Source organism: Streptococcus sp. GP0011, assembly GCF_030546305.1.
Classification (GTDB): domain Bacteria; phylum Bacillota; class Bacilli; order Lactobacillales; family Streptococcaceae; genus Streptococcus.
Genome location: NZ_JAUONR010000004.1, coordinates 42,408 through 55,429 on the forward strand (window position 1 = coordinate 42,408; position 13,022 = coordinate 55,429).

At 39.0% G+C, this 13,022-nt stretch carries 12 protein-coding genes; all 12 read left to right on the top strand.

Going from position 1 to position 13,022, the window contains the following annotated elements; genetic code table 11:
- The first annotated feature begins 6 nt into the window (after positions 1-6).
- Genes cpsC through Q4443_RS05685 form a run of 12 tightly spaced genes read left to right on the top strand, consistent with a single transcriptional unit; the run spans position 7 to position 12,975 of the window.
- Positions 7-699 carry a capsular polysaccharide biosynthesis protein CpsC gene (cpsC, locus tag Q4443_RS05630; RefSeq protein WP_042902871.1) on the top strand — a complete coding sequence of 231 codons (693 nt, stop codon included), beginning with the start codon at positions 7-9 and terminating at the stop codon, positions 697-699.
- 9 nt (positions 700-708) lie between these two features.
- Positions 709-1,401 carry a tyrosine-protein kinase gene (locus tag Q4443_RS05635; RefSeq protein WP_049519449.1) on the top strand — a complete coding sequence of 231 codons (693 nt, stop codon included), beginning with the start codon at positions 709-711 and terminating at the stop codon, positions 1,399-1,401.
- Positions 1,402-1,423: 22 nt separating this feature from the next.
- Positions 1,424-2,791: a sugar transferase gene (locus tag Q4443_RS05640; protein WP_049519448.1), complete on the top strand. Its 1,368-nt coding sequence runs from the start codon at positions 1,424-1,426 to the stop codon at positions 2,789-2,791.
- Between the two features lie 30 nt (positions 2,792-2,821).
- A complete protein-coding gene (gene cps2T, locus Q4443_RS05645; protein WP_049519446.1) occupies positions 2,822-3,994 on the top strand; it encodes a beta 1-4 rhamnosyltransferase Cps2T in 1,173 nt (390 codons plus the stop codon).
- A gap of 3 nt (positions 3,995-3,997) precedes the next feature.
- Positions 3,998-5,149: a glycosyltransferase family 4 protein gene (locus tag Q4443_RS05650; RefSeq protein WP_049519445.1), complete on the top strand. Its 1,152-nt coding sequence runs from the start codon at positions 3,998-4,000 to the stop codon at positions 5,147-5,149.
- An 8-nt stretch (positions 5,150-5,157) separates the two neighbouring features.
- Entirely contained in the window at positions 5,158-6,159 is a 1,002-nt protein-coding gene (locus tag Q4443_RS05655) for a glycosyltransferase (RefSeq protein WP_000429227.1), read from the top strand.
- Between the two features lie 14 nt (positions 6,160-6,173).
- Complete coding sequence (wefC, locus tag Q4443_RS05660; RefSeq protein ID WP_000229495.1) at positions 6,174-7,175, top strand: receptor polysaccharide phosphotransferase WefC; 1,002 nt, start codon at positions 6,174-6,176, stop codon at positions 7,173-7,175.
- Between the two features lie 29 nt (positions 7,176-7,204).
- Positions 7,205-8,167, top strand: a complete 963-nt coding sequence (locus Q4443_RS05665) for a glycosyltransferase family 2 protein (protein ID WP_000626476.1) — start codon at positions 7,205-7,207, stop codon at positions 8,165-8,167.
- 45 nt (positions 8,168-8,212) lie between these two features.
- Complete coding sequence (locus Q4443_RS05670; RefSeq protein ID WP_049519441.1) at positions 8,213-9,373, top strand: hypothetical protein; 1,161 nt, start codon at positions 8,213-8,215, stop codon at positions 9,371-9,373.
- Positions 9,370-10,782 carry a flippase gene (locus Q4443_RS05675; RefSeq protein WP_049519439.1) on the top strand — a complete coding sequence of 471 codons (1,413 nt, stop codon included), beginning with the start codon at positions 9,370-9,372 and terminating at the stop codon, positions 10,780-10,782. The genes Q4443_RS05670 and Q4443_RS05675 overlap by 4 nt, the downstream gene beginning before the upstream one ends.
- Positions 10,783-10,791: 9 nt before the next feature.
- Positions 10,792-11,895 (top strand): UDP-galactopyranose mutase, encoded by a 1,104-nt coding sequence (gene glf / locus Q4443_RS05680; RefSeq protein ID WP_049519438.1) that lies wholly within the window; start codon positions 10,792-10,794, stop codon positions 11,893-11,895.
- A 27-nt stretch (positions 11,896-11,922) separates the two neighbouring features.
- Positions 11,923-12,975 carry a hypothetical protein gene (locus tag Q4443_RS05685; RefSeq protein ID WP_000878649.1) on the top strand — a complete coding sequence of 351 codons (1,053 nt, stop codon included), beginning with the start codon at positions 11,923-11,925 and terminating at the stop codon, positions 12,973-12,975.
- Positions 12,976-13,022: the final 47 nt, after the last annotated feature.

The following is a 13,022-nucleotide window of genomic DNA, read 5'->3' on the forward strand; positions in this document are numbered from 1 at the left end:
GAAAAAATGAAAGAACAAAATATGATGGAAATCGATGTATTTCACTTGCTTAAAATCCTTTGGAAACGAAAACTTTTAATTGCTTTGGTAGCATTTGTGACAGGGACAGTAGCATTTGCCTACAGTAGTTTTATTGTGAAGCCAGAATTTACGAGTACGACCCGAATTTATGTGGTCAATCGTAATCAGGGAGATAAGCCTGGCTTGACTAACCAAGACTTGCAAGCAGGATCTTACTTGGTAAAAGACTATCGTGAAATCATTCTCTCGCAAGACGTTTTAGAGAAGGTTGCGACTGATTTGAAACTAGAACTCCCTCCAAAAGGTCTAGCTAGTAAAATCAAGGTAACAGTTCCAGTGGATACGCGTATTGTATCGATTTCTGTTACAGACCGTGCACCTGAGGAGGCTAGCCGTATCGCCAACTCTTTGAGAGAGGTTGCGGCTCAAAAGATCATCAGCGTCACTCGCGTTTCGGATGTGACAACGCTTGAAGAAGCACGCCCAGCAACATCGCCATCTTCACCAAATATTCGTCGCAATACCATGGTTGGATTCCTTGCGGGAGCGGTTGTGATGGTTGTCACAGTTCTCCTTGTTGAGATTTTGGATACACGAGTGAAACGTCCAGAAGATATTGAGGACGTGTTGCAAATTGCACTATTGGGAGTAGTTCCAAATTTGGATAAATTGAAATAGGAGAGAAAAATGCCAACGTTAGAGATTGCACATAAAAAACTGGATCAGGCAAGAAAAGCAGAAGAGTACTATAATGCCCTTCGCACCAATATTCAATTGAGTGGGAATAACTTGCAAGTGATTTCTATTACGTCTGTCAAACCAGGAGAAGGGAAATCAACAACTTCTACCAATATTGCTTGGGCTTTCGCGCGTGCAGGCTATAAGACACTGTTGATCGATGCGGATATCCGTAATTCAGTCATGTCAGGTGTCTTTAAATCACGTGAAAAGATTACAGGCCTAACAGAGTTCTTGTCAGGCACAACAGACCTATCACAAGGTTTATGTGAAACCAATGTTGAAAATCTGTTTGTCATTCAAGCGGGCTCTGTATCACCAAACCCAACAGCTTTGTTACAAAGTGAAAATTTTGCGACCATGATTGATACCTTACGTAAGTACTTTGACTACATCGTTGTAGATACTGCCCCGATTGGAGTTGTTATCGATGCGGCGATTATCACGCAGCAGTGTGACGCTTCTGTTTTAGTAACTGCGGCTGGTGAAACAAATCGTCGTGATGTCCAAAAAGCTAAAGAACAACTCGAACAAACAAGTAAACCATTTCTAGGAGTAGTTCTAAATAAATTTAATACTTCAGTTGAAAAATATGGCTCCTATGGAGCATATGGAAACTATGGGAATTATGGCAAAAAATAATAAATAGTTTAGGGAAGATATTATGGAAGAAAAGGGATTGAAGATTACTTTGGCGACAATCCAGAGTTTTCTTGTCATTTTATTAGCTTATTTACTTAGTTTTGTTAAGGAAACAGAGATTGTAAATACTTCTGTTATTATCTTGTTCATTCTTCATTTTTTTATTTTTTATATCAGTGATTATGGGCATGATTTTTTTAAAAGGGGTTATTTAGCAGAGTTTATCAACACGACAAAGTATATCGTGTTCTTTGCTTTAGCTATCAGTATTTCGAATTTTTTCTTAGAAGATCGTTTTAGTATCTCTAGACGAGGAATGATTTATTTTTTGACTATACACTCTATTCTGTTGTATTTGTTGAATCTATGCATTAAACGCTATAGAAAAAGCATCTTTCCAAATCTCAAGGGGAGTAAGAAGATATTCTTGATAACAGCGACCTCTAGGGTTGAAAAAGTCATCGATAGGCTGATAGAGTCGGGAGAAATTTTTTGGAATTTGGTGGCGGTCAGTGTTTTAGACCAGCCTGATTTTCGGCATCAAACCTTAACCGTTGTACCTGCTGAGAATATCTTAGACTTTGCTACTCATGAAGTTGTCGATGAGGTCTTTATCAATCTACCAAGTGAAGAGTACGACATCGGGGAGTTTATCTCACTTTTTGAGACATTGGGAATTGATGTTACAGTTAATCTGAATGCTTTTAATAACTATCTAGGTAGTGATAAAAAGATTCGTGGGATGGCAGGGCTGAATGTTATCACGTTTTCTACAAAATTTTATAAGACCAGTCATGTCATTGCCAAACGTTTCATTGATATTGTCGGTTCGATTGTCGGATTGATTATTTGTGGTTTGGTGAGCATTGTTTTGGTTCCGATGATTCGACAAGATGGTGGGCCAGCGATTTTTTCTCAAACGCGTATTGGAAAAAATGGTCGACATTTCACTTTCTATAAATTTAGATCTATGTGCGTGAATGCTGAGCAGCGGAAACAAGAACTTTTGGCGCAAAATACTATGCAGGGGGGCATGTTTAAGGTCGATGATGATCCTCGTATCACTCCAATTGGTCGCTTTATTCGTAAGACCAGCCTAGATGAGTTACCGCAGTTTTGGAATGTTTTAATGGGAGATATGAGTCTGGTCGGAACCCGTCCCCCAACAGTGGATGAGTATGAGAAATATACTCCTGAGCAAAAACGTCGATTGAGTTTTAAACCTGGGATAACAGGCTTGTGGCAAGTCAGCGGGCGAAGTGAGATCAAGGATTTCAATGAAGTTGTTAAATTAGATGTGGCCTATATTGATGATTGGACTATTTGGAAAGATATTGAAATATTGTTAAAGACCGTTAAAGTTGTATTTATGAGAGATGGGGCGAAGTAATTTCTGCCCTTCAGTCCTGTTAGGAGAGAAATGAAACAGTCAGTTTATATTATTGGTTCAAAGGGGATTCCTGCTAAGTATGGAGGATTTGAAACCTTTGTTGAAAAATTAACCGAATATCAAAAAGACAGCAACATACAATACTATGTTGCTTGTATGCGTGAAAATTCTGCTAAGTCTGGCATTACGGAAGACCAGTTTGAGCACAATGGAGCCATTTGCTTCAACATCGATGTACCCAATATCGGCCCGGCCCGCGCCATCGCTTACGATATTGCAGCGGTCAACAAGGCTATTGAATTGGCTAAGGAAAACAAGGACGAAGCTCCCATTTTTTACATTCTAGCTTGTCGCATCGGTCCTTTTATTTCTGGACTTAAGAAAAAAATTCGTGCGATTGGTGGCTCTTTGCTGGTGAATCCTGATGGTCATGAATGGTTGCGAGCAAAATGGAGCCTTCCAGTTCGTAAGTACTGGAAATTTTCAGAGCAGCTCATGGTCAAACATGCAGATTTACTGGTCTGTGACAGTAAAAACATTGAAAAATATATCCAAGAGGATTATAAGCAGTACCAACCAAAGACCACCTATATTGCCTATGGGACAGATACAGCTCCTTCAATCCTGAAAGCAGAAGATGCCAAAGTTCGAGATTGGTATAAGGAAAAAGAAGTTAGCGAAAATGGCTATTATCTAGTAGTGGGACGATTTGTTCCTGAAAATAACTACGAAGCCATGATTCGTGAATTTATCAAGTCCAAGTCCAAAAAGGACTTTGTTCTCATCACAAATGTGGAGCAGAATAAATTTTACGACCAGTTGTTACGGGATACTGGTTTTGACAAAGATCCTAGGGTCAAATTTGTCGGTACTGTCTATGACCAAGAGTTGCTCAAGTACATCCGTGAAAATGCCTTTGCCTATTTACATGGGCATGAGGTTGGAGGAACCAACCCTTCTCTACTGGAAGCTTTAGCATCCACAAAACTAAATTTGTTGCTAGATGTTGGTTTTAACCGTGAGGTTGGTGAAGACGGGGCCATTTATTGGAAAAAAGATGAGTTGGCACGCGTCATTGAGGAAGTAGAGGGATTTGATCAGGTAGTGATAGCTGACTTGGATTTCAAGTCAAGCCAAAGAATTATCTCAGCTTTCACATGGGAAAAGATTGTGTCAGATTATGAAGAAGTGTTTAAAGGATAGGGAATGAAACGGATTTTATACTTGCATGCTGGTGCAGAAATGTATGGAGCAGATAAGGTTTTATTGGAATTGATAAAAGGATTGGATTCCAAAGAATTTGAAGCTCACGTCATCTTGCCAAATGACGGTGTTTTAGTCGAGGCTTTGCGCCAAGTTGGAGCTAAGGTCAGCGTGTTGGATTATCCGATTTTACGTAGAAAATACTTTAATCCTAAAGGCATTGCCGACTATATTCGCTCTTATAATTTCTATGCTAAGCAAATCGCCCTCTATGCTCGAGAACACAGTATAGATATGGTTCACAATAATACAGCGGCTGTTTTGGAGGGCATCTATTTGAAACGCAAGCTCAAGCTGCCTTTGATTTGGCATGTTCATGAGATTATCGTCAAACCCAAAGCTATTTCTGACTTTATCAATATGCTCATGGGACGATATGCAGACAAGATTGTGACGGTGTCCCAAGCGGTCGCTAATCATATCAAGCAGTCTCCCTTTATCAAAGATAGCCAAGTGGAAGTGATTTATAACGGTGTCGATAATGCTGTCTATTATCCAATGGATGCGTCTTCTATTCGTGAAAAATTTGACATTGCGCAAGATGCACTTGTGATTGGCATGATTGGTCGGGTCAATGCTATAAAAGGACAAAATGATTTCATAGAAGCAGTCGAGCCACTTTTGGAAAAGAATGAGCAAGCGGTGGCTTTCCTAGCTGGAGGTGTTTTTCCTGGTGAAGAATGGCGTTTAGAAGAACTAGATAAGAGAATAGCTTCTTCATCTGTTGTGTCACAAATTCATCGTATTGATTACTACGATAAGACTTCTGAACTTTATAATATGTTTGATATCTTTGTCTTACCAAGTATAAAACCTGATTCCCTACCTACAGTAGTCCTAGAAGCCATGGCTTGTTCAAAACCAGTTGTTGGTTATAACAATGGGGGAATAGCTGAAATGGTAGTAGATGACAAAAGTGGTTGCTTAGTCAAACCAAATCGTCCTCAAGAACTTTCTAATGCCATTTCTCTCTTACTAGATAGTTCTGAAAAAAGAGAAAAATTTGGGCGAGTAGGATATCAGAGACAAAAAGAGCTGTTTTCTTTGGAGAGTTACATCAAGAACTTCTCGGAATTTTATGATAATTTACAATAAGGGGTATAATGGAAAATTTAATCATTTTAGACAGTGAGCTGCAAAAAAAGAATGAAGAGCATTATCAATCTCTTCATGGCGGAAGCCGAGTAGTTTATACCAACTATGAAAGTCCACTTATAAGAAGAGTACGTAATTTCAAATACATCGGTAGTGCTTTGTATCATTTTTTAATGTGGAAAATGTCCTATGATTATGCTCGGAAATTCATAAAATATGATGTCAAGAAAATTATTTGTGTAAATCCTCTTGTAGGTATCTTTTTAGGAATTTTAAATAAAAGTGGCAAGGAAATTACATTAGCAGGATTTTTGTTTGAGAATAAGAAAAATAAAATCTATTATTATTTACGAAAGCAACTTGTGAAAAAGTCTTTCCAGAATATCAGTAATATCATAGTCTATGGTTCAAAAGAAATTCATTATTATTCGGAACTCTTTCCAGAATTTCAGGAGAAATTTAAATTTATTCATTACGGCTTAGATTATGATAATCAACTAACTTATCAAGGTTCTTTACCAACTAAGTATATCTTTTCAGGTGGAGGTAGTAACCGAGATTATGAGACTTTAGTCAAGGCAGTGGAGACTTCAAATCTTTCAATGCCGTGTGTGATTGCAACTCAGCCATGGAGAGTTCCTACGCATGGTTCAAACATTCAAGTTTTATCTGATGTAGTAGTAGAAACCTTTGGAGATGTATTGGCTAAGTCTAATTTCCTTGTCCTATCGTTAAAAGATATTGATTTATCCGCTGGTCATATGGTTATGCTCCAAGCAATGTCTTTAGGAGTTCCTATCATTGTAAATGACATACCCTCTGTCCGAGATTATGTCGATGAATCCTTGGTGACTTTCTATCCTTCAGGGGATTTTGAAGCACTAGCACAGCTAATAGAAAATTTCAATCCTATGGTTGATGATATTATTCAAAAAGTTCATAAAGCAAAGGCACTATACTTTGAACAATATACCTCTATAAAATTGATGGATAGACTATTGGATTTTTAAATAGGAGAGACTGAATGGTAGAAAAGATTGATTTTGTTGTCGCATGGGTTGATGGGAATGATTTGGTTTGGAGAGAAAAGAAAGCCCAATACGATGGCTCAATAAACACTTTTAAAGAGGGTATGAACTCAGAGAAATCCTATCGTGAATGGGGAACCTTTAAATATTGGTTTAGAGGTGTGGAAAAATTTGCTCCTTGGGTCAATAAGATCTACCTTGTGACTGACCAGCAAAAGCCAAGCTGGTTAGATATAAACAGTGAAAAATTGGTCTTGGTAGATCATGCAGAGATTATCTGTAATGACTATCTACCAGTTTTTTCTGCCAATCCTATTGAAAGCAATATCCATCGAATCCCTGGACTCTCTGAGCACTTTGTCTTTTTTAATGATGATATGTATTTGACGGCTCCAGTTGAGCCGATAGACTTTTTCTCGGAGGATGGTTTGCCAAAGTATGTTACAGCTTTAGCTCCTATTACAACGGAGAGATATGGAACTGGTCATTTCCAAATGAATGATATGGGAATTATCACTAGTCATTTTTCGAAGAAAGAAATTTTAAATAATGGTCACTTTTTTTCCTTTAAGCATGGGATTAAACAATTAATCAAGACTTTACTTTATGGGACTACTAAGTTTATCTGTGGTTTCTGGGAGAGTCACCTGCCCTATCCCCTACTAAAATCAACAATGGACTTGGTATGGGAAAAGGAAAAAGCAGTTTTGGAGACAACCTCAGCGAGTCGCTTCAGAAGTCCCTCTGATACCAATGTTTGGCTCTTTAAATATTGGCAGATCGCTAGTGGTCAATACGCTATCGGAAATCCTAAGTTAGGGGGACTCTTTTCTTTGGATAATGCCGGACCAGATTTTTGGAAGCTACTGAATTCTGGTAAATACCAAATTATGTGTATCAATGACGGACACAACGTTCAAGATGAGGAACAGGTGATGACAGACTTCGTCAAGGCTATGGACCAACTGCTTCCAGATAAAAGTTCATTTGAGATTTAAACAGTAAAACTAAGTAAGAGGAAGAAAAGATGATTTCGGTAATTGTGCCTGTTTACAATGTGGAGGACTACCTTCATTATGCCATGGAGAGTTTAGAAAATCAGACTTATAAGGATATGGAAGTCCTCTTGATCGATGATGGATCGAGTGATGGCTCAGGTCTCTTGTGCGACCAGTATGCCCAGCAGTATGATTGGGTGACGAGTTATCACAAGGCCAACGGTGGCTTATCTGATGCTCGAAACTATGGAGTCTTGAAGGCAAAGGGGGACTGGATCACCTTCCTAGATCCGGACGATTATTTGGAACCTTGCGCCTTGGAACTGCTAGCAGAGCTACAAAGTCGTACCCAAGCAGATATGGTGAGTGGGAAAGTAGAGCCGACAACCTACTATCATCGTTATCAGAATTTTCACTTGGATCAGATTGATCTAGACCAGGTTAAAGTCTATGATAAGGCGAAGGCTCTGACTGAGATGCTCTACGGAGACCTTGTGACGGTCTCTGCTTGCGGGAAACTCTATCGGAAAGAACTTCTGGAGAAAGCTCCCTTCCCCAAGGGGCGCATCTACGAAGACCTCTATGTCATCAGTGAGCATCTCAACCAAGCCCAATCTGTGGCCTTGTTTCATCTTCCGATTTACCATTATTACCATAGACCGGGTAGCATTACTGCCTCGGCCTTCACGCCTAAACAATATGAGTTTTATGAAGCAATCGATCATTTAAAAGAGGTTGTGAATGCAACCTATCCTGAGAATTCGGAACTCCAAGCAGCCATTATTTCTCGCTTCTTTACAGGAAGTCTTCTTATCTTTACGATGATTCGTGACGGAGATCCAGCAGAGTTCAAGCGACTTCAGGAGAAGACGAGACCCTATTTGCCTCTTGTCTTGAAGAATGCTAGAGTTAGTAAGAAACGTAAGATTCTCTATGTCTTGATTAGCAGGTATCCACGCCTCTATTATTACTTTAAAAAGTGGAAAAAATAAACGACTGAATGAAAAAAGTTCAGAAATTAGAAAAGGAAAATGAAGATGTTAAAGATAGAACGTGATAAATTGCTCGTGACAGCAGTTTTATTTGTGATAATTTCTATAGATATGATAAACACTTCAATGTTAGCACCTGTATTACCTAGTATACCTAATTTTGTTCCTTTCTTTGCAATCATGTTACTAGCTGTGCGTTTTTTATATATTCGTAGCTATTCTTTGAGTTTTTTAATATTTGCACCTACCCTCATTTTAGTTGGAAGTATGGTTTATTATAAGGCAGGAAACTTAAATGGTTTAATGTTTTTGCTGTTGATTGTTTTTCTTTATAAAGCAGATTTAGAGTCGATACTTAAAATTTATACTTGGACGAGTTTATCTTTTATAGTGTTTATTATTTTACTATCGTTAGTCAATGTTATTCCTAATTTACAGTTTGTTCAAACTCGCCCCGTGGGAGTGGTTGTACGTAACTCTTTTGGTTTTATCTATCCAACCGACTTTGCTTCTCATTGTTTCTATCTCTTTACTGCCCTTTCCTATCTCCTTAGAAAGAAGTTTATCTTCCTGAGAACCCTATCAGGTGTAGCCTTGGCGGCCTTTATTATTTATTATTGTGATGCCCGTTTAAATGCAGGCTCCATCTTAGCAGCAACAGGAATTTTTCTATACTTTTATTATCGTAACAAGACTGAATGGCGTTTATTTTCCCTACTGCCTTTTTCGGCTGGTATCGCTTCTTCGGTCATGATTTATCTATCCAACAAGTTTAGTTGGTCTCATCCAATATATGTTTCTCTGAATAACTTTTTCGGAATGCGATTGTATTTGGGACATGAAGCGCTTAAGAAATATGGCGTACAGTTATTTGGAATTCGTGGAATTTCCTTTGTTGGATATGGAGGAAAGACAGAAACGGTTTTGAACTATGACTATGTAGATTCGTCTTATGTACAAATGTTATTTACTTACGGTTTGATTCCAGTTGTTATGTTGGTATGCCTATACATGGTTCAGTCTTGGACTCTCTATCGTAGGAAGAACTATTTATTGTTAACCTGCCTGGCCTTAGTAACAGTCAATTGTATGTTTGAGGCCTTCTGGGTTCGTCCATCATACAATATTTTTATGTTCCTTCTTTTTGCTACCATCCCAGCGATGGAATTTGAAGGAGAAAAATTTGAGATGGGGGAAGCCGTGTGAGAGTTTTAAAAAATTACTTGTACAATCTGTCCTATCAGTTACTTGTCATCGTCCTACCAGTGATTACAACTCCCTATATCACCCGAGTTTTCTCTTCGGATGATTTGGGATCTTACGGATACTATAACTCTATCGTGACTTATTTTATCCTACTAGCGACGCTGGGAGTAGCGAATTATGGGACCAAGGAAATTTCTAGCCATCGTAAGGAAGTTGAAAAGACCTTCTGGGGTATTTACAGTTTACAAGTCCTTTCAACCTGTTTAGCGGTTACTCTGTATATCATTGTCTGCTTGCTTGTACCGTCGATGAACAATCCAATTGCCTATATACTTGGCTTTAGTTTGCTGTCTCGTGGTTTTGATATTTCTTGGCTTTTTCAAGGGTTAGAAGATTTCAAAAAAATCACAGCTCGTAACACAATGGTCAAACTTCTAGGTGTTGTTTCGATATTCCTATTTGTTAAGAAACCATCCGACTTGTACTTGTATATCATCCTCTTGGTTGCCTATGATCTACTAGGTCAGTTGAGTATGTGGCTTCCTGCTCGGGAACACATTCGCAAGCCGCATCTGGATATAGCCTATGCCAAAGAGCATATCAAACCAGTCATTCTCTTGTTTCTGCCACAGATTGCCATTTCACTCTACATCACGCTAGATCGCACGATGCTAGGTGCCTTGTCTTCGACTAAGGATGTTGGAATCTATGATCAAGCCTTGAAATTATTGAATATTTTGTTAACCTTGGTAACGTCCCTAGGTAGTGTCATGTTGCCTCGGGTCTCCAATCTTCTCTCATTAGGCAATCAAAAGGCGGTTAACAAGTTACATGAAATGTCTTTCTTAGTGTATAACTTGGTCATCTTCCCGATGATTGCGGGGATTTTAATTGTTAACAAAGATTTTGTCAATTTTTTCCTAGGGCAAGACTTCCAAGATGCTCGCTATGCGATTGCCATCATGGTCTTTAGAATGTTCTTTATTGGCTGGACCAATATAATGGGAATTCAAATCTTGATTCCTCACAATAAGAATCGTGAATTTATGCTATCAACAACTATTCCAGCTGTTTTTAGTGTGGGCTTGAATCTCCTCTTGATCCCGCCTCTGGGTTATATTGGAGCTTCAATTGTATCTGTTGCGACTGAAGGTTTGGTCTGGCTGATCCAACTCTACTTTACACGTTCGTATCTAAAAGAGGTCAAGATCCTTCCATCTATGCTAAAAATATTTTTAGCTGCTCTCTTGATGTACGGCGCTTTGTATTCTGTACAAGCTTTCATGCACTTCTCGTCTGTTGTGAATGTCTTGATCTATTCTCTGCTTGGCTTCCTAGTCTACGGTGGCTTGGTTTTGGTCTTACGTGTCTTGGATTTTCAAGAACTAAAAAGTGTCTTAAAGAAATAAGGAGATTTTATGTACGATTATTTGATTGTCGGTGCTGGCTTGTCAGGTGCAATCTTTGCCCACGAAGCTAACAAACGTGGCAAGAAAGTGAAGGTGATTGATAAACGAGAACACATTGGTGGGAATATCTATTGCCAATCTGTTGAAGGAATCAATGTCCACAAGTATGGGGCTCATATCTTCCATACATCCAATAAAAAGGTCTGGGATTATGTCAATCAGTTTGCGGAGTTTAACAATTACATCAATTCTCCTATTGCCAACTATCAAGGACATCTTTACAATCTGCCTTTTAACATGAACACTTTCTATGCTTTGTGGGGGACAAAGACACCCCAAGAAGTCAAGGACAAGATTACTGAGCAGACGACACACATGCAAGATGTTGAGCCTAAAAACTTAGAGGAACAAGCCATTAAGTTGATTGGTACGGATGTTTATGAAAAGCTAATCAAGGGCTACACCGAAAAGCAATGGGGACGTTCTGCTACTGAACTACCACCCTTTATCATCAAGCGTTTACCAGTTCGATTGACTTATGACAATAATTATTTCAACGACCGTTACCAAGGGATTCCAATTGGTGGTTACAATGTCATCATCGAAAAGTTGTTGGAAGGAATCGAAGTAGAGCTTAATACCGATTTCTTTGCAAATCGGGAGAACTTGGAGGCTTCAGCAACTAAGCTTGTCTTCACAGGGATGATTGACCAGTTCTTTGACTATAAATTTGGTGAACTTGAGTATCGCAGTCTCCGTTTTGAGCATGAGATTCTGGACCAAGAAAATTATCAAGGAAATGCTGTAGTCAACTATACTGAACGTGATATTCCTTATACGCGTATCATCGAACACAAACATTTTGAGTTTGGGACTCAGGCCAAGACCGTTATTACTCGTGAATATCCAGCAGATTGGAAAAGAGGAGATGAGCCTTACTATCCAATCAATGATGCCAAAAACAATGCCATCTATGAACAATATCTAGCAGAAGCTGAGAAAAATGGCCACGTTATCTTCTGTGGTCGCTTGGCAGATTATAAATACTATGATATGCATGTGACTGTTGAACGTGCATTGGATGTGGTAGAAGAAGAACTAGGGAGTATCTAAGAACATCACAGATAAAGGGGAGAAAAGGTGAAATATTATCTGAAAGATTCATTTCTGCATAATGCACACGAAAAGAATGCAGGGAGTAAGGCGCGAAATGATGTGGAAGCTATTCTAATCTCAGAGGGTTATGAGGGCTTGGAGCTCAAGGTTGAGAATTGGTATAAGATGAATTTCTTTAAAGCTCAACAACACAAATATCGTGCGACCAAGTCTGTGTTTGATCAGTTGGGAGCCGGAGATGAATTGGTGATTCAGTTCCCTATTATCCACCATACATTTTTCATCTCACAACTCATCAAGCAGGCGCAAAAAAGAGGAGCAAAATTCTATCTTTTGATCCATGATATTGAAACCTTGCGTCATGCAGCAGGTTCGGAAGTGAAATTCCGTCATAAAGTGCGCAATTACTTCCAGGAAAAGAAAGCTTTGATGTCAGTGGATGGTATTATCGTTCATAACGATATCATGAAGAAAGTTTTGGTAGGTCAAGGAGTGCCAGCAGATAAAATGGTTAGCTTGGAAATTTTTGACTACCTGATTCCTAACTTTGAGGGGCAAGCTGTTCCTCAAAAAGACCAGCCTATTATCGTAGCTGGAAATTTAAACCCTGCAAAGTCAGGTTATCTTTATAACTTGCCAGACCAGCCAGCCTATAACTTGTATGGAGTGGGCTATGATGAAAGTCGTGCATTGAAAAACACTAGCTACTTTGGTTCCTTTATGCCAGATGACCTACCAGCTGCTCTTGAAGGTAGTTTTGGTTTGGTGTGGGATGGTGATAGTTCAGAAACTTGCCAAGGTTCTTACGGAAATTACCTACGTTTTAACAATTCTCACAAGGCTTCTCTTTATTTGGCGTCAGGTTTCCCACTAGTAGTGTGGAAGGAATCGGCTCTGTCCCACTTTGTACTGGACAAACAGTGTGGGGTAGCAGTTGATTCTTTACATGACCTCCAAAAGGCACTAGACGATTTGACTGATCAAGATTACATGGAACTGTCGGCTAATGCCAGACAAGTAGGAGTAGCGCTTCGAAATGGTGATTATCTGAAATCGGCTATTTCTAAATTGAAGTAAGAATTTGAAGCTACTCATTAATCAGTTCGTTAGAAAGGTTACTTCAT